Annotated in this window: 18 protein-coding genes; 13 read left to right on the top strand and 5 right to left on the bottom strand. The window is 57.5% G+C overall.

From position 1 onward, the window contains the following. The first annotated feature begins 34 nt into the window (after window positions 1–34). Both SHM7688_RS04900 and SHM7688_RS04905 read left to right on the top strand, forming a co-directional pair. A complete protein-coding gene (locus SHM7688_RS04900; RefSeq protein WP_058239017.1) occupies window positions 35–874 on the top strand; it encodes an amino acid ABC transporter substrate-binding protein in 840 nt (279 codons plus the stop codon). A gap of 161 nt (window positions 875–1,035) precedes the next feature. Beyond that, entirely contained in the window at window positions 1,036–1,443 is a 408-nt protein-coding gene (locus SHM7688_RS04905; RefSeq protein ID WP_058238850.1) for a hypothetical protein, read from the top strand. 76 nt (window positions 1,444–1,519) lie between these two features. Here SHM7688_RS04905 and dnaJ read toward each other — a convergent pair whose 3' ends face one another. Together dnaJ and dnaK are read right to left on the bottom strand one after the other, a co-directional pair. Continuing rightward, the gene (gene dnaJ, locus SHM7688_RS04910; protein WP_058238851.1) at window positions 1,520–2,671 is read right to left on the bottom strand and encodes a molecular chaperone DnaJ; all 1,152 of its coding nucleotides are present in this window, start codon (window positions 2,669–2,671) and stop codon (window positions 1,520–1,522) included. Between the two features lie 80 nt (window positions 2,672–2,751). Beyond that, a complete protein-coding gene (dnaK, locus tag SHM7688_RS04915; RefSeq protein WP_058238852.1) occupies window positions 2,752–4,671 on the bottom strand; it encodes a molecular chaperone DnaK in 1,920 nt (639 codons plus the stop codon). A 189-nt stretch (window positions 4,672–4,860) separates the two neighbouring features. Here dnaK and SHM7688_RS04920 point away from each other — a divergent pair, with 189 nt between their 5' ends. After that, on the top strand, window positions 4,861–5,490 hold the full coding sequence (locus SHM7688_RS04920; RefSeq protein ID WP_223229150.1) for an alpha-ketoglutarate-dependent dioxygenase AlkB family protein: 630 nt from the start codon (window positions 4,861–4,863) through the stop codon (window positions 5,488–5,490). Window positions 5,491–5,525: 35 nt separating this feature from the next. Here the strand turns inward: SHM7688_RS04920 and SHM7688_RS04925 are convergent, their stop codons facing one another. Beyond that, complete coding sequence (locus SHM7688_RS04925; protein WP_058238853.1) at window positions 5,526–6,104, bottom strand: COG3650 family protein; 579 nt, start codon at window positions 6,102–6,104, stop codon at window positions 5,526–5,528. Next, window positions 6,101–6,922, bottom strand: coding sequence for an ABC transporter permease (locus tag SHM7688_RS04930; RefSeq protein ID WP_058238854.1), 822 nt, complete (start codon window positions 6,920–6,922; stop codon window positions 6,101–6,103). Before SHM7688_RS04930 ends, SHM7688_RS04925 begins: the two co-directional genes overlap by 4 nt. Window positions 6,923–7,038: 116 nt before the next feature. On the opposite strand from SHM7688_RS04930, the gene cysQ reads away from it, so the two are divergent. From cysQ to SHM7688_RS04950, 4 genes are read left to right on the top strand one after another with little or no spacing between them, the layout of a single operon-like run. Then, window positions 7,039–7,836, top strand: coding sequence for a 3'(2'),5'-bisphosphate nucleotidase CysQ (cysQ, locus tag SHM7688_RS04935; RefSeq protein WP_058238855.1), 798 nt, complete (start codon window positions 7,039–7,041; stop codon window positions 7,834–7,836). Next, complete coding sequence (locus SHM7688_RS04940; RefSeq protein WP_058238856.1) at window positions 7,836–8,636, top strand: 3-deoxy-manno-octulosonate cytidylyltransferase; 801 nt, start codon at window positions 7,836–7,838, stop codon at window positions 8,634–8,636. The genes cysQ and SHM7688_RS04940 overlap by 1 nt, the downstream gene beginning before the upstream one ends. Continuing rightward, window positions 8,633–9,931, top strand: coding sequence for a glycosyltransferase family 2 protein (locus tag SHM7688_RS04945; protein ID WP_058238857.1), 1,299 nt, complete (start codon window positions 8,633–8,635; stop codon window positions 9,929–9,931). The genes SHM7688_RS04940 and SHM7688_RS04945 overlap by 4 nt, the downstream gene beginning before the upstream one ends. Next, complete coding sequence (locus SHM7688_RS04950) at window positions 9,928–10,953, top strand: SDR family NAD(P)-dependent oxidoreductase (protein WP_058238858.1); 1,026 nt, start codon at window positions 9,928–9,930, stop codon at window positions 10,951–10,953. Before SHM7688_RS04945 ends, SHM7688_RS04950 begins: the two co-directional genes overlap by 4 nt. Window positions 10,954–10,990: 37 nt before the next feature. Here the strand turns inward: SHM7688_RS04950 and SHM7688_RS04955 are convergent, their stop codons facing one another. Further along, window positions 10,991–12,877 (bottom strand): polysaccharide biosynthesis protein, encoded by a 1,887-nt coding sequence (locus SHM7688_RS04955; protein WP_058238859.1) that lies wholly within the window; start codon window positions 12,875–12,877, stop codon window positions 10,991–10,993. Between the two features lie 411 nt (window positions 12,878–13,288). On the opposite strand from SHM7688_RS04955, the gene SHM7688_RS04960 reads away from it, so the two are divergent. The 6 genes from SHM7688_RS04960 to SHM7688_RS04985 all read left to right on the top strand — a co-directional run bounded on the left by SHM7688_RS04960 (window position 13,289) and on the right by SHM7688_RS04985 (window position 20,512). Next, window positions 13,289–14,392 carry a polysaccharide biosynthesis/export family protein gene (locus SHM7688_RS04960; protein WP_083498925.1) on the top strand — a complete coding sequence of 368 codons (1,104 nt, stop codon included), beginning with the start codon at window positions 13,289–13,291 and terminating at the stop codon, window positions 14,390–14,392. 199 nt (window positions 14,393–14,591) lie between these two features. Further along, window positions 14,592–15,485, top strand: coding sequence for a UTP--glucose-1-phosphate uridylyltransferase GalU (galU, locus tag SHM7688_RS04965; RefSeq protein ID WP_058238861.1), 894 nt, complete (start codon window positions 14,592–14,594; stop codon window positions 15,483–15,485). Window positions 15,486–15,517: 32 nt separating this feature from the next. Continuing rightward, window positions 15,518–16,501 (top strand): UDP-glucose 4-epimerase GalE, encoded by a 984-nt coding sequence (galE, locus tag SHM7688_RS04970; protein ID WP_058238862.1) that lies wholly within the window; start codon window positions 15,518–15,520, stop codon window positions 16,499–16,501. Between the two features lie 46 nt (window positions 16,502–16,547). After that, window positions 16,548–17,756 carry a glycosyltransferase family 4 protein gene (locus tag SHM7688_RS04975; RefSeq protein WP_058238863.1) on the top strand — a complete coding sequence of 403 codons (1,209 nt, stop codon included), beginning with the start codon at window positions 16,548–16,550 and terminating at the stop codon, window positions 17,754–17,756. 51 nt (window positions 17,757–17,807) lie between these two features. Then, window positions 17,808–18,818: a glycosyltransferase family 2 protein gene (locus SHM7688_RS04980; RefSeq protein WP_058238864.1), complete on the top strand. Its 1,011-nt coding sequence runs from the start codon at window positions 17,808–17,810 to the stop codon at window positions 18,816–18,818. Then, window positions 18,815–20,512: a DUF5927 domain-containing protein gene (locus SHM7688_RS04985; RefSeq protein WP_058238865.1), complete on the top strand. Its 1,698-nt coding sequence runs from the start codon at window positions 18,815–18,817 to the stop codon at window positions 20,510–20,512. Before SHM7688_RS04980 ends, SHM7688_RS04985 begins: the two co-directional genes overlap by 4 nt. Window positions 20,513–20,515 lie beyond the last annotated feature (3 nt).

Genomic DNA, 20,515 nt, shown 5'->3' on the forward strand with positions numbered 1-20,515 from the left:
TGCGCAAATTCTTATGTTTTTGACAGGACACAGTATGAAGTCTTTCATGACCGCCCTTTTGGCCGGTGTTTTGATTGCCAGCGCCGCTGGGGCGCAGACGATTGACCGGATCAAGGAGACCGGAATTCTCAAACTGGGATATCGCACGGATGCGGCGCCGCTGTCCTTTGCCACAGAGGATGGGAGCCCGAACGGATATACACCCAATGTCTGTGTTGAAGTGGCACAGGGGATTGTGCAGATTTTGCAGATCGAAAATCTCGATGTGGAATTTGTGCCGGTCACGACCGAAGATCGTTTCGAGAAAGTGGCCAAGGGAGAAATTGACCTTTTGTGTGGGGCCGCCACCATCACACTGGCGCGGCGCAACCTGGTGGATTTTTCCATTCCTGTGTTTGCCGATGGCACCTCTGTGCTGCTGCCGTTGAACGGATCTGAGAGCTTTGCGGATCTGGCTGGCAAGAAACTGGGCGTGCGCACTGGCACAACCACGGAAGCCGCGCTGTCCGCGACGCTGACCGCCGCTGCGATTCTTGCGGAGGTGGTGCGTTTTGAAGATCACGTTTCCGCCATGAAGGCGATGGAAAGTGGAGAGCTGGATGCCTATTTTGCGGATCAATCCATTCTGGCCGGTCTGTGGCTGAGCAGTCCAGAACAACAGAATCTGCGACTGGGCCAAAACCTTTTGAGTATCGAACAGCATGGGCTGGCTATGGCGCGTGGAGATACAGATTTCCGCCTTCTGGTCGACGCGATTCTTTCCCAGCTCTACGCACAGGGCGTGATGCAGAAGATCTTTGGCGCCACCATGCCGGGCATTCAGCCGGGTGAAATTCTGCGAGCGATGTTCACGCTGGCGCCGATCCCGAACTAAATGAGACACATCGGGTCTGTAAAAGTTGAGAAGAGCGCCAGGCGCGCTCCTCTCTACCGGCTCAGGAGGCGATATTCACGCCCCGCCGGTAAAGGAAACTGCGTGGCAGCCTACGTGTTGCAAACACTCTTCTCAGATATCAGCTTACCTGAGCCGGACCGATGAAATTTAGTCTAACTAAGAACGACAGTGCGGATATTGGTCTTGCGAGCACTGCTTTAACGGCAGGGGCGATCTCCTTTGAAGAGTTTCAAAGCTGGATCAATTTTGTTGTCGAACACGCCGAAGACCCCCCGCATTACATCTTTGACCTGATGGATTGGGATCGTACGGAGGTGACCTTTATTTCACAGGTTATTGGATGGTGGCCGAGTGCCGATCTTAAAGATGCGGAGAGTGATGCGTTGGTGGGTATTGGATTTATTCGAAACCTGCGGGGGTTTGATGATCATCTGTCGCGAGAAGAAGCCATCGCAATACTGCAGGCGAATATCAAAGTGGTTGAGCAGATGCGGGCTTTAATGCCTTTTATCGATTGGGACAGAGAGGTGCCGATCCATGCTTTCTAGATTTCACGGGAACTGGCGTGCCCAATGAAAAAGCGCCCACGTGGGGCGCTTTTGGGTGGTGATCGGATGTGGGGTATTACCCCTTCATGCTGTCCCAGAAGCCTTTGACAGAGCTGAAGAAGCTGCTGCTTTCAGGGTTGTTTTCCTCAGACAGATCTTCGAACTCGCGCAGGATCTCTTTCTGACGACTGGTGAGATTGACCGGGGTTTCCACCGCCAGTTCGATCATCATGTCACCTTGTCCACCGCCGCGCAGGGCGGGCATGCCCTTGGAGCGCAGGCGCATCTGGCGGCCAGATTGTGAGCCTGCAGGGATCTTCACGCGGGAACGGCCCCCGTCGATGGTGGGCACTTCGATGTCCCCGCCAAGCGCGGCGCTCGCCATGGAGACGGGCACGCGGCAGTAGAGGTTCACACCGTCACGCTCAAAGATCTTATGCGGGCTGACTTCGATGAAGATGTAGAGATCACCGGATGGGCCACCGCGCATGCCCGCTTCGCCTTCGCCAGCGAGTCGGATGCGGGTGCCGGTTTCCACACCGGCGGGAATGTTCACCGAGAGGGCGCGATCTTTTTCGATCCGGCCCTGACCGCCACATTTCTTACAGGGGTTTTTGATGATCTGACCAAGGCCCGAACAGGTCGGACAGGTGCGTTCCACCGTGAAAAAGCCCTGCTGCGCGCGCACCTTGCCCATGCCCGAACAGGTTGGGCAGGTTGTGGGCTCGGCCCCACCTTCGGCCCCGGATCCATCACAGCTGTCGCAGCCGACGGAGGTGGGGACATTGATGGTTTTCTGCATGCCGGAGAACGCTTCTTCCAGCGTCACACGCAGGTTGTAGCGCAGGTCAGCCCCGCGAGAGGCACGTTGACGACCGCCTCCTGCGCGGCCACCGCCGCCCATGAAGTCGCCAAACAGGTCATCAAAGACATCGGAAAACGCAGAGGCAAAATCACCCTGACCGGGATGACCACCGCGCGGGCCACCGCCGCCCATACCGCCCTCAAAGGCCGCGTGTCCAAAACGGTCATAGGCCGCTTTTTTCTCCGCATCCTTGAGGATTTCATAAGCTTCGTTGGCCTCTTTGAACTGGCCCTCTGCTTCGGGGTTGTCCGCGTTGCGGTCGGGGTGCAGCTCTTTGGCCTTCTTGCGATAGGCTTTTTTGATTTCGTCCGCCGAAGCCCCTTTGCTGACGTCAAGCACCTCGTAGAAGTCACGTTTTGCCATGGGTTACTCCTTTGGTCGGAATGAAAAGGGCCGATCCGGAAAGCGGACCGGCCCGATTTTCATGTCCGGGAGCGCTGTGATCAGCGCTTGTTGTCGTCCAGATCTTCGAAGTCGGCGTCAACGATATCATCGTCAGCGGCCGGACCTTCGTCCATGTCAGGCATGTCTGCGCCACCGGCCTCATCCTGGCTGGCTTTGTAGATCGCTTCGCCCAGACGCATCGCCACTTCCATAACGTTCTGGATGCCGGACTTCAGCTTTTCAGCTGTGGCGTCGTCTTTTTCCAGATCGTCTTTCAGGGCGGCCACGGCCAGCTCGATCGCCTCAACAGTGGATGGATCCACTTTCTCGCCGTGCTCTGCCACCTGTTTTTCGGTGTCATGCACGAGGCTTTCGGCCTGGTTGCGCGCTTCGATCAGCTCGCGACGCTCTTTATCGGCCTCCGCGTTCTCTTCGGCGTCCTGAACCATCTTGTCGATGTCCGCATCAGACAGACCACCGGAGGCTTGGATGGTGATCTTTTGCTCTTTGCCGGTGCCTTTGTCCGCCGCGCCCACAGACACGATGCCGTTGGCGTCGATGTCAAAGGTCACTTCGATCTGTGGCATGCCGCGTGGCGCCGGTGGGATATCTTCGAGGTTGAACTGACCGAGGATCTTGTTGTCCGCCGCCATCTCACGCTCACCCTGGAAGACACGGATCGTCACAGCGTTCTGGTTGTCTTCGGCTGTGGAGAAGATCTGAGACTTCTTGGTTGGGATGGTGGTGTTGCGGTCGATCAGACGGGTGAACACGCCGCCGAGGGTTTCGATACCCAGAGACAGTGGGGTCACGTCCAGCAGAACAACGTCTTTCACGTCGCCTTGCAGAACACCGGCCTGAATGGCGGCACCCATGGCCACAACTTCGTCAGGGTTCACACCTTTGTGTGGCTCCTTGCCGAAGAATTTGGTCACCTCTGCGATCACCTTCGGCATACGGGTCATACCACCCACGAGAACAACTTCGTCGATCTCGTTGGCGGACAGGCCCGCGTCTTTCAGCGCAGCGGCACAAGGCTTCAGCGAGGCTTTGATCAGGTCGTTCACCAGGCTTTCCAGCTTCGCGCGGGTCAGTTTGATGACCATGTGCAGCGGGGTGCCGGTGGCCGGATCCATGGAGATAAACGGCTGGTTGATCTCGGTCTGAGAAGAGGAGGACAGCTCGATCTTGGCTTTCTCTGCCGCTTCTTTCAGACGCTGCAGCGCCATCTTGTCTTTGGTCAGGTCGACGTTGTGCTCTTTTTTGAACTCATCCGCGAGGTAGTTCACGATGCGCATGTCGAAGTCTTCACCACCGAGGAAGGTGTCACCGTTGGTGGATTTCACTTCGAACAGGCCGTCGTCGATTTCCAGGATGGTCACGTCGAAGGTGCCGCCGCCGAGGTCATAGACCGCGATGGTTTGGGTGTCTTCTTTGTCCAGACCATAGGCCAGTGCGGCTGCGGTTGGTTCGTTGATGATGCGCAGCACTTCGAGGCCCGCGATCTTACCCGCGTCTTTGGTGGCCTGACGTTGTGCGTCGTTGAAATACGCAGGAACGGTGATCACAGCCTGTGTCACGTCTTCGCCGAGGTAGCTCTCAGCGGTTTCTTTCATCTTGCCGAGGATGAAAGCGGAGATCTGGGATGGGGAGTATTTCTCGCCCTTGGCTTCGACCCATGCGTCGCCATTGCCGCCGTTCACAACAGAGAACGGCATGTTCTTCAGGTCTTTGGCCAGAGCCGCGTCATCGCGACGACGACCGATCAGGCGCTTCACACCAAAAACGGTGTTTTCCGGGTTGGTGACGGCCTGGCGTTTTGCCGGCTGGCCCACGAGGCGCTCGTCATCCGTGAATGCGACGATGGACGGCGTGGTGCGCGCGCCTTCGGCGTTTTCGATGACTTTTGGCTGAGAGCCATCCATGATGGCAACACAGGAGTTGGTTGTACCGAGATCGATACCAATCACTTTGCTCATTTTTGATCCCTTCTACTTAAGGCGATAATTCAAGGCCGGACCCGTTATGGCGCCCACGCCTCGATCCATTGGCACATCAGCGGTGAGCTGAAATGCGCTTCGAAGCGTATATAGGGAGCATGAAAAAAGCCTGCAAGCTTCTCGGTTGGGGGATTGTGGCGGATTCGCTACATTTTATGAGGCATTTTATTGATAGGGGCCGGGAAACTGACGGAAGCGTTAAAAATTGCGGGTTTTGAGATCTTCAAAGACTGTCTGAGCGGTGCGGATCAGCGCGCCTGGGTGGCGGATCTGCGCGCGGTGGCGCAGGTCGCGCCAATGCGACATCCCGTGACTCGCAGTGGCAAGCAGATGAGCGTGAAAATGACCAGCGCCGGGCGTCTTGGCTGGATCAGCGACCGGCGGGGCTATCGCTATGAGCCGCACCATCCTGATGGCATGGGTTGGCCCCCGATCCCGGCGCGGATTTTGAGCCTCTGGCAGGAACTCACGGGGCTTGCGCGACAGCCGGATTGTTGTCTGATCAATTTTTACGGCGAGGGCGCGCGTATGGGGCTGCATCAGGATCGAGATGAGGGGGATTTTTCTTATCCGGTTCTCTCGGTCTCGCTGGGGGATGATGGTCTGTTCCGCATGGGAGGGGCTGCGCGCGGCGGCAAGACGCAGTCGGTTTGGCTCAACTCCGGGGATGTGGTGGTGATGGGCGGCGCGGCGCGGCTGGCCTACCACGGGGTGGACCGGATCCGCTTCAAATCGTCATCTCTTCTGCCAGAGGGCGGCCGGATCAACATCACGCTCAGAGTGGTGGAGCCGAGCTGAGGTCAGTTACTGTTGCGGCGATCTTTTGGAGGGTTTCAGGGGACGATGCTGCAACAGCCTGACAGCAGCGCAGGTGTGCCATCTCTGTTCAGAAGCAGATCCGCCTCCAGGCCAAACAGGCGGTCTGACATGCCATCAGAGCATTCCGCCCGTTTGATCATGGCAAGGGTTGGACCGAATTGCAGGGCGAAGCGGTCGGTGAGGTTCGCGCTGCGAATGCGTTTCCCCAAATCTGAGGTCCGGTATTGCTCGTCCGGAGAGGTGTAGCGGAGCGGCTGACCTTCGCTGAGCTTTGCAGACCAAAAGGGCTCCGTGCCAAAGCAGTGCAGGGCTTTGCCCGGGTTTGCGCTGCGTGTGAGGTAGCGTGCAGAGACCCAGCCATGTCCCTCCCCGATGTTGATGCGCGCCCATGTGCCGCCGTCATTTTGTGCGGTCACTTCGATGTCACGTGCATCATTGGGCAGGGCGCCAATCTGTGCGGCACTGGCATTGGGAAGGCGGCGGATGTTGAGCGTATCATCGACCTCCACACCGACGACGTCATAGAGCGCGGGCAGCGGGTCTGCCCAAAGCGACAGTGGCCAAAGGCAGAGCGCAATGATGATCCGGATCACCGGCGGGCACTCCAGCTGAGGGAGGCGTGTTTGCGGGTGTAAAACTCACCCATCAGGCCAATCATCAAGAGCACAATCCCCAGAACAATGGGATAGGTAACAGAAGAGTTGCGCGGCACATAGTTGATGAAGGCAAAGCCGCGCGCCTGATCGATGGCGTGAAACAGCGGGTTCCAGTCAAACATCGCCAGCATGAAGGGCGGCAGGGTGTTGGCGACAAACATTTTGCCCGAGGCAATCATATTGGCGCGTGAATAGACCGTGTTGGCGATTTGCACAAAGGTCGGAAACCAGGGTTTGAGCGCCAGAAAGACCGTGCCGATGGCCAGACCGGTGAACCAGGCCACGAGAATCATGCCAAAGGTCGCCATCGGTTGGTCGATCACAAAGGGCGTAAAGGCCACATGGTAGATGAACAGAATGGCAAACAGCGACAGGACCTGAATATAGAGTGTTCCCAGCGCGGCAGACAGGATGGCGATGATCGTGTTCATCGGCGCGTGTTTCATCATCGGGGAGGAGGGTCCCTCTGCGCCAACCACGGCTCCCATCGTTTTGGTGTGGGTCATGAAGAGAAAGACGCCGGACATGATGTAAATCATGAAATCGCCCCGCAAGGCCGCCCCGCGCAGGCCCAGCACGCTGAACATGACATAAAAGGCCATCACAAAGACGATGGATTGCAGCATGTTCATGACAATCGACATCAGCGCATTGCCATGGGACTTACGCACGCTCCGCACAATCGAGTGGTAGACCAACTCGAAGATGTTGAGCGCCGAAGCAAGAGTCGTTTTTGGAGCGGTTTGCTGAAACATTGCCTAATCTACGTATCTATGCTCAATCCATGGCATGGAAATCTTGCTGTTCCCTTACGCAGTCATCATAAGGGGCGCGTCCCTGTTAGACAACAAACGTCATTTGGAGAAATGATTTGGATTATACAACACTGATCCCCGTTATGCGTGAGCTGGCAATTTTGGCCGGCGAGAAGATCATGGAAATTTACGAAGCAGATGACTTTGACGTCAAAGTCAAAAGCGATGACAGCCCGGTGACAGCAGCAGATGAAGCGGCGGATGCGCTGATCTCTGCCGGTCTTCGGGCGGCCTTTCCGGATGTGATGCTGGTGACTGAGGAACAGTCCGACAGCCACAAAGCCAAAGGTGACACCTTCCTGATCGTGGATCCGCTGGATGGCACCAAAGAATTCATCCACCGCCGTGGCGATTTCACCGTGAACATCGCTTATGTGCAAAATGGTGTGCCGCAGCGCGGTGTGGTCTATGCTCCGGCGCGCAACCGCATGTTCTTCACACAGGAAAACGGTCAGGCGGTTGAGGAAACCGGGATGTTTGACCCTAAGAAAGTGGGCACCATCACGCCGATCAATGTGGCCGACAGCGACAATGCTGCGCTGTTTGTGGTGGCCTCAAAATCTCACCGCGATCAGGCCACCGATGACTACATCAACAAATACAACGTCAAAGACATGAAGAGCGCAGGCAGCTCCCTGAAGTTCTGTCTCGTGGCGACCGGCGAAGCGGATATCTATCCGCGTGTGGGCCGCACCATGGAGTGGGACACTGCTGCGGGTCATGCTGTGTTGCTTGGCGCCGGTGGTCAGGTGGTCCGTTTTGATGATCACAGCCCGCTGGTCTATGGCAAAGAAGACTTCGCCAACCCGTTCTTCATCGCCTATGCGCCAAAAGTGGACCTGAAAGAAGCTTGATGTCTGTCCTGATCGTCATCCCGGCCCGTTATGCCTCGTCCCGTTATCCGGGCAAACCTCTGGCCACCTTGAAAGGCGCCAGCGGCGATGTGAAAAGCCTTGTGCAACGCAGCTGGGAAGCGGCCTGTGCCGTTTCGGGCGTGGACCGGGTGGTTGTGGCCACGGATGATGATCGCATCAAGACAGCCTGCGAAGCCTTTGGCGCAGAGGTGGTGATGACCTCGCCAGAATGCGCCAATGGCACCGAACGCTGTGCCGAGGCCTTTGATGTTCTGGGCGGCGGCTATGACATCGTTGTCAATCTTCAGGGCGACGCGCCTCTGACCCCGGCCTGGTTTGTCGAAGATCTGGTGAGCGGCCTGCGTCAGGACACTGCTGCAGAGGTGGCCACGCCGGTGCTGCGCTGTGATGGCCGCGCGCTGAACGGCTTTCTGGAGGACCGCAAGGCCGGGCGTGTGGGCGGCACCACGGCCGTGTTTACCACCGCGCATCACGCGCTTTATTTCTCCAAAGAGGTGGTGCCTTTCACCTCTGAAACCTATGCGGATGACGATGACACCCCCGTGTTTCACCACGTGGGTGTCTATGCCTATCGCCCTGCGGCGCTGGGCGCTTATGCGGGCTGGAAGGCTGGGCCACTGGAACAGCTTGAAGGGCTGGAACAGCTGCGGTTCATGGAGCACGGGCGACAGGTGCTCTGTGTTGAGGTCGAGGCGCGTGGGCGTCAGTTCTGGGAGCTCAACAACCCTGAGGATGTGCCACGTATTGAGGCCATGATGGCGGAGATGGGCACTCCATGACACCGCCCCCACTCGCACATCTCACGGTCAGTGTGGTGGTGGTGAGTCGGGGACGGCCGGACGCCTTGCAGCGTGCGCTGGTGGGGGTGTCGCAGCTGTCTTACCCTGCGTTTGAAGTGGTGGTTGTCACCGATCAGGAAGGGCAGGCCGCGCTGTCTGCCTTGTCCTTTGCGGACCAGATCAAAGTTGCGCCCTATGAGTTGGCCAATATCTCTTCGGCGCGCAACCGTGGCATTGCCTTGGCCGCTGGCGAGATTGTCGCCTTTCTGGATGACGATGCGGTGCCGGAGACGGGCTGGTTGCAGCATCTTATGGCGCCATTTGCCCGTGCGGATGTGGCGGCAGTAGGTGGGTTTGTGCGCGGGCGCAATGGCATCAGCTTTCAATGGCGCGCCCAAACTGTGGACGGGCGCGGCCAGACGACGCCGCTGGATATTACCGGGCCAGATGCGGTGGTGCTGACGCCGGAAGGCGGGCGGGGGATCAAAACAGAGGGCACCAATATGGCGGTGCGCCGGTCGGTTTTGGCGGCGCTGGGCGGGTTTGATCCGGCGCTGCATTATTATTTGGACGAGACGGATCTCAATCTGCGGCTGGCGCAGGCCGGTTATAAAACCGCCATCGCGCCTCTGGCAGAGGTGCACCACGGGTTCTCCGCCAATCGCTGGCGCACAGAGGCGCGGGTGCCGCGTGATCTTTCCGAAATTGCCGCGAGCATGGCGGTGTTTTTGGGCAAACATTGCGACGCGGCACAGGTGGAAACGGTCTGGTCGCGGTTTCGGGAGGGGCAGCGGCGGCGCCTGTTAACCCATATGGTGGCCGGCCAGATGATGCCCGGTGATGTGAGGCGGCTGCTGCGCGGTCTGGATCAGGGCTTTGCGGAAGGTCAGGCCCGCATGGCGGGGCAGATGCCCGTGATTAGCCCGTCTCCAGAGGCATTGCGCCCTTTTGCTGCCAAATCGGGGGCTCAGGTGATCATCGCCGGGCGCTATTGGCGGCGACGCGCGCTTCTGGCAGCGGCGGCGCAGGCTGTCGCGCAGGGGCAGCGGCCTTCCGTTTTCATTTTTTCGCGCACAGCGCTTTTTCATACTGTGCGCTTTCACCCAAAAGGCTATTGGGTGCAGATTGGCGGGCTGTTTGGGCGCTCAGAACGGCGTCAGAAACTGTTCCGCCTCAGCGGGTTTTCCGCACGTCTGAAGCAGGAAGTCGTGCGTATCAGAGCACAGAGATTGCTGACGGAAACTGCGCCAGAAATGGCTGGGCGCGTCACGAAACAGGAAGGTCAAAGGCAATGACACAAGAGCAGCGCACCGCCTTGGTGACAGGCACCGCCGGGTTCATTGGATTTCACACCGCACAGCGGCTGTTGCAGGAGGGCTGGCGTGTGGTCGGTCTGGATGCGATGACCGACTACTATGATGTCACTCTGAAAGAGCGACGCCACAGCATTCTGAAACAACACGTAGGGTTCACGGCTGTGGAAGACCGGCTTGAGGGCGAGGGCGTGCTGATGGCGCTTTTTGCGGAGCACAGACCGGATGTGGTGATCCATTTGGCAGCGCAGGCCGGGGTGCGGTATTCCATTGATGCGCCGCGTTCCTATGTTGAGGCCAATCTGGTGGGCACCTTTGAATTGCTGGAGGCCGCACGCGCCTATCCGCCGCAGCATATGCTGCTGGCCTCCACCAGCTCGGCTTACGGGGCCAACACGGAGATGCCCTATGCGGAAGTTCATAAGGCCGACAGTCAAATGTCCTTTTATGCCGCGACCAAAAAGGCCAATGAGGTCATGGCGCATTCCTATGCGCATCTCTATCACCTGCCGACCACCATGTTCCGTTTCTTCACGGTCTATGGCCCTTGGGGGCGTCCGGATATGGCGTTGTTCAAATTCACCAAGGCGATTTTGGAAGGCAGCCCGATCGACATCTACAATCACGGCGATATGAGCCGGGATTTCACCTATATTGATGATCTGGTGACGGGGATTGTGAATTTGATTGCGGCGGTGCCGGAGGCATCAGAGGCGCGGGATGAGGTGCGGACCGGTGACAGTCTGAGTCCTGTTGCGCCCTGGCGCGTGGTGAATATCGGCAATGGCCAACCGGTGCAGTTGATGGCCTTTGTGAAAGCCATTGAGAGCGCCTTGGGCCAAGAAGCTGAGAAGAACTTCATGGATATGCAGCCCGGCGATGTGCCTGCCACATGGGCGGATGCGCAGCTGCTGGAACAGTTGACCGGCACCATCCCTCAGACACCGGTCGAAGAGGGCGTGGCCAGATTTGTGGCCTGGTATCGGGATTACTACGCAGTGTGATCTGACCCACCGACAGACGGGCACGGATGGGCGGGGGTTAACCTTCGCCCACCACGCTGAGTGTCGGTTTATTGACATCAGGATAGGAGACTGCATCCGCCGCGATACAGCGTGTCAGGGTTGCGTTGAGCAGCTCTTCATCGCGGGTGTCGATGGCGCGGCGCAGATCCTGAAGCGCACCTGCGACGGCAAGGCGTGAGATCTGGTTTTCCTGTGCGCGCATGATTTTGGGGTGGGGCGTGGTCAGCATGTCACTGCCAATCAGCAGTTCTTCATGCATTTTCTCGCCTTCCTTCAGGCCGGTGAAGACAATGGCAATATCACCGTTTGGATTTTGCTCATCACGCACGCTGTGTCCGGCGGCTTCGATCATTTTGCGCGCCATGGCATAGATGGACACCGGCTGGCCCATATCCAACACAAACACGTCGCCGCCACGAGAAAACGTACCGGCCAGCAGCACAAGGCGCACCGCCTCATCCACGGTCATAAAATAGCGGGTGACGTCCTTGTTGGTCACCGTCACAGGCCCCATTTCGCGGATCTGCTGTTGAAACAGAGGAATGACAGAGCCTGAGGAGCCCAGCACATTGCCAAAGCGCACCATGGAGAACTTGGTGTGTTCCGAGCGTGTGGCGAGATCCTGAATCAAGAGTTCTGCCAGACGTTTGGAGCTGCCCATCATGGAGGTGGGGCGCACGGCCTTGTCGGTGGAGACCAGAATAAAACGCTCTACCCCGGCGCGGCGGGCCTCTTCGGCAACCACGCGTGTGCCGATCACATTGTTACGCACGCCTTCGAACATGTTTTCCTGCACAAGGCCGACATGTTTGTAGGCGGCGGCATGAAACACAACGTCGATGTCATAGGTGGTCAGCGCGTCTGCTACGAGTTCCGGGTGTTCCACAGAGCCCAGAACCGAAGAGAATTTCGTGTTGGGATGGCTTTCGCGCAGGGATTTGGAGACCTGATAGAGTGCAAATTCGCTGTGATCGAGCAACACCAGTTCCGCCGGTTTGCAGCGCGCCAGCTGACGGCAGAGCTCGCCCCCGATTGAGCCACCTGCACCGGTCACCAGAATGCGACGGCCATGGTAGGTCGATTTCGTTTCCGGCAGCTCGTCTTTCACGGCATCCCGGCCCAGCAGGCTGTTGAGCGCCACGGGGGCAGCAGCGGTGGATTCTTCACCGCGCAGCACAATGTCGGCAAAGGAGGGCAGGGCCAGCACTTCACAGCCCAGGCCAGACAGCCGTTTGGCCAGTCGCATCCGTACGGATTGATCCGCCGAAGGCATCGCCAGAATGATGCGCTCAATGCCAATGCGGCGCACCAGCATGGGAATTTTGTTGGGGGAATGCACGCGCAGCCCCAGAATGGTGAGCTTTTGCAGATTGGTATCATCATCTGCAAAGCAGGCGACGGCAAATTCATCGTCGGTTTGCAGGGCGGCGGCCAACTGCTGACCAGTCTGTCCGGCCCCATAGATAAGAACGCGGCGGCGCATCACCTGTTTGGCATAGGTGCGCTGGACGATTTTGAGCATCACGATCCGGCTGGCGATGGACAGCAGCATGAACAGACCGCCAGCTTGCACCAGCGTATAGGCCTGCATCTGCTGTGCGCCCAACAGCACGCCAAGCGCGAGGCCTGTCAGAACAAAGGCCACCGCCACCATGAACGTGCTGGTGATATCGTCCATCCCGTAGGTGTTCAGTTTGATGCGATTGAGACCCAGAAGATGGATCACACCGCCCGCCACCAGAAGAAGTGGGGGCAGATACCACAGGGCTGTGAGGAAGCTGTGCGATTCGTTGGAGAGGCCGAGAGACAAGAAGAGCGCGACTGCGATCATCATCAGATCAACAGTCAGCAGGACAAGAGCTTTGCGCTCATGAGAGAGCGTAGTTAATAATTTGTAAAACATAATCTTTTCTCACCCAGACAACGCCGGAATGGCAAAACCAGTTACTATCTGCGCTCTAAAACAACGGGCATTCTTGCCCAGGAGACCTAACAGTGAAATCGAAGAATGCTCAGTTCATGAGCACGGTCATCTGGGCATATGTTAGCGCAGGCACAATTCTATTAAAATCAGTTTTTAAATGCTTTCCAGTTCTTGGTATAGAAAACGTAGATGTTGGTTAACGTGGTGCAGGGTCCTGCGTATTTTTATAATGTGATTGAGTGTTTTATAGTCGATTTTTGAAATTTAACACAGTTTGGGGCCGTCATGTGGTTAATTGTGCACGGTCCCGGAAGAAATTTTTGGGGGACAGTTGCTGATGCCGGGTGCGCGCAACTACAAACTTAATTACACCAATGAGGCAGATTTGACATGCGGGTTCGATTGACTTGGATAGTAGCAGTGCTTGCACTTGCGAGCGTTGCGGCCTGCTCTTTGCCGCGCGGTGGGCCGATTGCCTCTGAGATTGTGGGTGATCAGAAAGTCCCCGAAGATATTATGGTGCAGCCGGTCACGCGGGCCTCTGTGGCACAGATTTCCAAATGGCCGAAGTCTGGCTGGCATGGGCATTACCACTGGTTCGCGCGCACGCCCGGTCCTCAGAGCCGGCTGATCAAACCCGGTGATCAGGTCACGCTGACGGTGTGGGACAATCAGGACAACTCGCTTTTGCTGGGTCCGACGGATCGGTCGGTGCCGCTGCGCCCTGTTGAGGTGACCGATGCCGGGACGATTTTTGTGCCTTACGTGAATGACATCATGGTGGCCGGGCTGACGCCCTATCAGGCCCGTGAGAAAATTCAGGGCCAATTGTCGCCGATTGCGCCCTCTGCTCAGGTGCAGATTGACGTGACTAGCGGCCCTCAGAACTCCGTTGATGTGGTCACAGGCGTGGCCCAGCCGGGGCGTTTGCAGCTGACGGATCGGAATGTGTCGATTCTGTCGGTGATTGCGCAGGTCGGTGGCGTTCAGGACAGTGTGGAAAACCCGCTGGTGCGGCTGCAGCGCAATGGGAAGTCTTATGAAATACCGCTCGATAGCCTTCTGAAGGACCCAAAGAAAAATGTGATCGTTAACGGCGGTGATCAGATTATCGTCGAAGAGGACGAGCGCTATTACATCGCGTTTGGCGCCACGTTGCAGGAACAGCAGGTCTACTTCAATGAAGAGACCATCACGGCAACCGAAGCTGTGGCTCAGCTTGGTGGATTGGATCCTCAAAGGGCGAACCCGCAGGGGGTGTTCGTTCTGCGGCGCTATGATCAGGACGCGATTCGCAGCGATGGGACTGGCCCCAAGCAGTCGCATGTGATCTTTGCGCTCGACCTGACGCAGGCTGACAGCTTGTTTGGCGCAAGCAAATTTGAGATTCAGCCCGGCGATATCGTGGTGGCCAGTGAATCTGCGGTCAAACCGGCGCAAGCTGTGATCGCACTGGTTGGATCACTGTTCGCGATTTCCAATGCCTTCAACTGATCAATGCAGCGGAAGTTTGCCTAGGGAATGCCCAGCAAGGATGGAGAATGTGCAGTCTTGTCAAATTCTTCATCCAGCGCATGTGGTATTTGAAAAGCGATCATGGTATCGCGCTAGTGTGAATTTGATTTAGAGTATTTGCCTTCATTCTTTGTAAGTTGATGGTACAAGCGTTGAAAAAATTGAAAGAGAGCTGCGCATGCAACGAAAGGTGACCAAAGCCATTTTTCCGGTTGCTGGGATGGGAACAAGGTTCTTGCCTGCCACCAAATCGGTGCCGAAGGAAATCATGACATTGGTGGATCGCCCGTTGATCCAATACGCGATTGATGAGGCCCGGGAGGCCGGGATCACCGAGTTTATTTTTGTCACGTCGCGGGGCAAAAGCGCGCTGGAGGATTACTTCGATCACGCGCCTCAGCTTGAGCAGACATTGCGCGAAAAGGGTAAGACGGCCCTGTTGGAAGAGCTGGAAGCCACCAACATGGAAAGCGGCACCATTGCTTATATCCGTCAACACCGGGCGCTTGGGCTTGGCCATGCTGTGGCCTGTGCCAGCCGTCTGGTGGCGGATGAGCCTTTTGCGGTGATTCTACCGGATGACGTGATCGCCGGTGAACCCGGCTGTCTGAAGCAGATGGTGGATGCCTATCAGGACACTGGCGGCTGCATGGTCGCAGCGATGGAAGTGCCGCATGAGAAGGCCTCATCTTACGGGGTGCTGGATGTGCAGGAAGACATGGGCGCGTTGGTCTCGGTAAAGGGTATGGTCGAGAAGCCACCCGCAGGCGAGGCGCCCTCCAATCTGGCGGTAATTGGCCGTTACATCCTGACGCCGGAGATCTTCCAGAATCTCGCGGATCAGCGCGAAGGCGCAGGCGGTGAAATTCAGCTGACCGATGCGATTGCGACCGAGATTGCCAAAGAGCATGGCGTATATGGCTATCGCTTCCAAGGGCAGCGGTATGATTGCGGCTCCAAAGCGGGCTTCCTGCAGGCGACCGTGGCCTTTGGCCTGGCGCGTGATGAGCTGCGTGATGAGCTGTCCACCTATCTTGAAGAGCTGGTCGCCTCGCGACGGGCCGCTGAATAAGCGCCAGACGCAACCCATTAGGAGAGACCAACGTGCAACACGTGATTGTCACCGGCGGCGCTGGCTATATTGGCTCGCATGCCTGCAAGGCGCTGGCCAAGGCCGGGTTTGTGCCGGTTACCTATGATAACCTTGTCACGGGCTGGGAAGATGCGGTCAAATTTGGCCCGTTTGAGAAAGGCGATCTGCTCGATCGCGCCCGCCTGGATGAGGTCTTTGCCAAATATGATCCCATCGCCGTGATGCATTTTGCGGCCTTGTCGCAGGTGGGTGAAAGCATGAAAGAGCCGGGCAAATACTGGCTCAACAATGTGGGTGGCTCACTCAACCTGATCGAAGCGACGGTGGATGCGGGGGTGCGCAATTTTGTGTTTTCCTCCACCTGTGCCACCTATGGCGACCATGACAATGTGACCCTTGATGAAGAGGTCGAACAGCTGCCGATCAACGCCTATGGCGCGTCCAAACGGGCGATTGAGGATATGCTGCGCGATTTTGAAGGGGCAAGCGGCCTGCAGTCGGTGATCTTCCGCTACTTCAATGTGGCGGGCGGAGATCCAGACGCAGAGGTGGGCGAGTTCCACCGGCCGGAAACCCATCTGATCCCGCTGATGCTGGATGCAATTGATGGCAAACGTGATGCGCTGACCATTTTTGGCACGGATTACGACACGCCTGATGGCACCTGTATTCGCGACTATGTGCATGTCTGCGATCTGGTGGATGCACATGTGTTGGGGCTGGAGCGCCTACTGAATGGTGGTGGCAGCCGGATTTTCAATCTCGGCACCGGCACCGGTTTCTCTGTGCGCGAAGTGATTGATCAGTCCCGCGCGGTTACCAACCGTGAGGTGCCCTATAATGAGGGCGAGCGTCGGCCCGGTGATTGCACCAAACTGGTCTCAGGCTCGACACGGGCGAGTAAAGAGTTAGGGTGGGAGCCAAAGCGCTCAACTATGGACCTGATGATTGCCGATGCATGGAAGTGGCATCAGAACGGGCACTACGACAAGTAGGCCCGACGCCCTTACCGAAAATCCCCCAACGGCCCGTCTGTTGGAAATGACCCGCGTCCTTGCTTTGCAGGGACGCCGCCCCTCTGGCGTGGATCGGGTCTGTCTCGCCTATCTGCGCGCGATTGTGGCCGATGAGCTGCCCTGCTTTGGTCTGGTGCGCACGTGGCTGGGCTATATCCTGCTTGATCGCAAGGGCATGCAGGCGGTGCTGGCCTGTCTGGAGGGGGAGGCACCCTGGCCTGCACCGGATCTCCTCTCCCGACTGCGCCACGGTGCGGGAGATCGGCGACAGGTCACAGACACACTGGTGCGACGCCATGCAATCGCCCGTGCGCGTCCTCGGTTTTTAAAGCATATCTTGCGGCGGCACCTGCCCGCGGGGGTGGCCTATATCAATGTGGATCAGACCCAGCTGACAGATCGTGTGCTTGCGGCGGTGAAATCCGTGCCTGAGGCGCGCGTGTCGGTGTTTTTGCATGACACCATCCCGCTGGACCATCCGCATTACCAGACGCCTGAGGCTGTGGATAAGCTGGCCGCGATCCTGCGGCGGTGCAGTGCTCAGGCGGATCAGATCCTGACCAATTCAGAGACCTCTGCGGCTGGCATTCGCAAACATATGGCCAAGCTGGGGCCGGTGCCGCCGATCACGGTGGCGCATCTTGGCTTGGAGGCAGACTTTTTCGATTTTGTGGACAATGCGCAGGGGTTGGAAATCGCGGCGCCTTACTTTGTCTGCATTGGTACGATTGAGCCGCGCAAGAATATCCCTTTTCTGCTCACGCTCTGGGAGCAGATGGCGCGCAGCGCAGACCCGGAGAAGATGCCCCGTCTGGTGATCTGTGGGCGACGTGGATGGGAAAGCCAGCGGGTGTTGGATCGGTTGGACAACACCCCGTTGCGCGGGAAATTTGTTTTGGAATTCAATGAGCTTAGTGATTCGGCGTTGGCGGCGACGCTGGCCGGATCACAGGGGCTTTTGTTTCCCAGTCGCGCGGAAGGTTTTGGTTTGCCCCCGCTGGAGGCCGCTGCACTGGGGATTCCGGTGGTTTCCGATAACCTTCCGGTTATGCAGGAAGTTCTTGCGGATTATCCCATTTACGCAAGCGTTTCAGATGTTTATTCATGGGAAACAATCGTTTGGTCTCTGGTCGCGGCGGATCCCGCCGCAGGGTCAACGGATCCTGATCTGCGCAAGCCTGTGTGCCCTCCGACGTGGGAGGCCCATTTCAACGCGGTCTTAAGGGTCACGTGATACCTCTTTGGTCCGGAGCCTTTGGGGATACAAGAAGGTCAAGGACACCAGGTGAGCGCGTTGCAATCATATCGGCTTCGGGTCAGGCGCCGCCATCGGCTTGCGCGGGCGATCCGCAAGCGCCGTGAGCTGCGCAATATGGTTGACCGCACCGGTCAGATCAGATCCAGCGATCTTCTGGTGTTTTCCACGCTGCGCAACGAGCTGATCCGGCTACCTTATTTTCTGGAGTATTACCGCAACAAGGGCATCAATCATTTCCTGATTGTCGACAACGACAGTGATGATGGTTCGCTTGAGTATCTGATGGAACAGCCGGATGTGTCGATCTGGCACACCCGCAAGAGCTACAAGCGCTCCAAGTTTGGGGTGGATTGGCTCAATTGGCTGCAATTTCGCTATGGGCACAATCACTGGTGTCTGGTGGTCGATCCGGATGAGTTCTTCATCTATCCCTTTTGTGACACGCGCCCGATCCGCGCGTTGACGGACTGGCTGGATGCCAGTTCGATCAAATCGTTCAGTGCGATGCTGTTGGACATGTATCCGCGCGGACCGATCACGGAACAGCCCTATCAATCCGGGCAGGATCCGCTTGAGATTGCCTGTTGGTTTGACGCGGGCAACTATACGGCCACGAAGAACCCGGTTTATGGCAACCTGTGGATTCAGGGCGGGCCACGCTCTCGGGTGTTCTTTCCCAATGAGCCGGAGCTTGCGCCCGCACTCAATAAGATCCCGCTGGTGAAATGGAACCGGCGATATTGCTATGCCAGCTCGACGCATATGTTGCTGCCGCGGGGGCTCAATCAGGTCTTTGATGAATGGGGCGGTGAGAAAGCCTCCGGCCTGCTGCTGCATGCCAAGTTTCTGGATACGTTCACCGCAAAGGCAGAAGAAGAGTTGCAGCGCAACGAACACTATTCGGCCAGCGTGGAATATAAGGCCTATGCCGAACGCCTGCGCAATAGCCCGGAGCTGTGGTGTAAATGGAGCGAGAAATACATCAACTGGCGTCAGCTTGAGATTCTGGGCCTGATGTCCAAGGGGAACTGGGCATGAGTGTCGGGATCCTGATGCTGGTGCACACGGCCTTTGGGCGGGCCGAACAGGTGGCGCGCCACTGGGTGGCCTATGGCTGTCCTGTTGTGATCCATGTGGACGCCACGGTGAAGTCCAAGCAATACAAGAAATTTGTACGCGCTTTGGCGGATGTGCCCGACGTGCGCTTCTGCAAGCGGCACAAATGTGAATGGGGCGGATGGGGGCTTGTGGCCGCCTCACAATCCGCAGGGGAGATGATGCTGGCGGACTTCCCTCAGGTGCGCCATGTCTACCTGTCCTCAGGCTCCTGTCTGCCACTGCGCCCGGTGCAGGAATTGAAAGATTATCTTGCCGCCCGTCCGCGCACGGATTTTATTGAGAGCGCGACCACGGCGGATGTGCCCTGGACAGTGGGCGGATTGGATCATGAACGCTTCACGCTGCACTTTCCCTTCTCGTGGAAGCGGCACCGCTATCTCTTTGACAAATGGGTCGACATTCAGCGGTTTTTCCGGGTCAAGCGGCGCATTCCCAATGGGATCGTGCCGCATATGGGCAGCCAGTGGTGGTGTCTGACACGCCAAACCCTTTCCGCGATCCTCCAAGACCCTGAGCGGGAGAGTTTTGACGCGTTTTTCAAGCGCGTGTGGATTCCTGATGAAAGCTATTTTCAAACGCTGGTGCGGGTGTATTCCAGCAATATCGAGAGTCGCTCGCTGACGCTCAGCAAGTTTGATTTTCAGGGCAAGCCCCATATTTTCTATGACGATCACCTGCAGTTGCTGCGGCGATCCGATTGTTTTGTGGCGCGCAAGATCTGGCCCCATGCCAATAAGCTGTACAATGGTTTCCTGCGCAGCCCCGAAGGGGCCATCAAGATGAGCGAGCCCAATCCGGCCAAGATCGACCGGATCTTTGCCAAGGCGGTGGAGCGGCGCACCAAGGGGCGCACGGGCCTCTATATGCAAAGCCGGCACCCCAATGAAGGCTGGGAAAACGGCATGACCTTTGGGCGCTATTCCGTGTTTCACGGCTTTGCTGAGCTGTTTGAGGATTTCGAACCCTGGCTGTCGCGGGCCACAGGGGCACGGGTGCATGGCCATCTTTTTGCACCGGAGCGCGCGGAGTTTGAGGGGGGGCAGCGGGTGATCAATGGCGCGCTAAGCGATGCGCCCAAGAACCGGGATTATAATTCGATTGCCTTTCTCACCAATCTGATCTGGAACACGCGTGGTGAGCGTCAGTGCTTTCAGGTGGGGCCGCGCGATGAAGGGGCGCCGGTGTGGTTTTTCGCAAAAGATCCCAATGCGCAGGTGTCGGTGATCAGCGGTGCCTGGGCGATTCCCCTGTTCAAATCCAACCTCAATTTTGCGGATATTCGTAAAGAGGCGGCGCGGCTTCAAAAGCTTGAGAATGATCAGCTCTTTGCCCTGCGCAGCCCCTATGCCAAGGCCCGGGTGCGTATCTGGACCTTGGCGGAATTCATTGAAGCACCGATGGAGCCTTTGCAGACCATCATTGATGAGATCGGCCCGGATAAGGCCCGCCGACTGGGTGAGGCGCCGCGCATGACAGATCTGACCGGCTTTGGGCAGTTTCTACAGAATTTGAAAAATCAGGGGATGCATCCCTATTTGATGGGAGATTTTCCGGTGTCTCATGGTGAGACCGATCAGAAAAAACCACCCCGCAAACCTTATTTGGTGCAGTAATTA

The organism is Shimia marina, assembly GCF_001458175.1.
Taxonomy (GTDB): domain Bacteria; phylum Pseudomonadota; class Alphaproteobacteria; order Rhodobacterales; family Rhodobacteraceae; genus Shimia; species Shimia marina.

Coding starts and splice junctions, on each gene's coding strand:
- SHM7688_RS04900 (WP_058239017.1), top strand. CDS start 35: ATGAAGTCTTTCATGACCGCCCTTTTGGCCGGTGTTTTGATTGCCAGC.
- SHM7688_RS04905 (WP_058238850.1), top strand. CDS start 1,036: ATGAAATTTAGTCTAACTAAGAACGACAGTGCGGATATTGGTCTTGCG.
- dnaJ (WP_058238851.1), bottom strand. CDS start 2,671: ATGGCAAAACGTGACTTCTACGAGGTGCTTGACGTCAGCAAAGGGGCT.
- dnaK (WP_058238852.1), bottom strand. CDS start 4,671: ATGAGCAAAGTGATTGGTATCGATCTCGGTACAACCAACTCCTGTGTT.
- SHM7688_RS04930 (WP_058238854.1), bottom strand. CDS start 6,922: ATGTTTCAGCAAACCGCTCCAAAAACGACTCTTGCTTCGGCGCTCAAC.
- SHM7688_RS04940 (WP_058238856.1), top strand. CDS start 7,836: ATGTCTGTCCTGATCGTCATCCCGGCCCGTTATGCCTCGTCCCGTTAT.
- SHM7688_RS04945 (WP_058238857.1), top strand. CDS start 8,633: ATGACACCGCCCCCACTCGCACATCTCACGGTCAGTGTGGTGGTGGTG.
- SHM7688_RS04950 (WP_058238858.1), top strand. CDS start 9,928: ATGACACAAGAGCAGCGCACCGCCTTGGTGACAGGCACCGCCGGGTTC.
- SHM7688_RS04955 (WP_058238859.1), bottom strand. CDS start 12,877: ATGTTTTACAAATTATTAACTACGCTCTCTCATGAGCGCAAAGCTCTT.
- SHM7688_RS04960 (WP_083498925.1), top strand. CDS start 13,289: ATGCGGGTTCGATTGACTTGGATAGTAGCAGTGCTTGCACTTGCGAGC.
- galU (WP_058238861.1), top strand. CDS start 14,592: ATGCAACGAAAGGTGACCAAAGCCATTTTTCCGGTTGCTGGGATGGGA.
- SHM7688_RS04975 (WP_058238863.1), top strand. CDS start 16,548: ATGACCCGCGTCCTTGCTTTGCAGGGACGCCGCCCCTCTGGCGTGGAT.
- SHM7688_RS04985 (WP_058238865.1), top strand. CDS start 18,815: ATGAGTGTCGGGATCCTGATGCTGGTGCACACGGCCTTTGGGCGGGCC.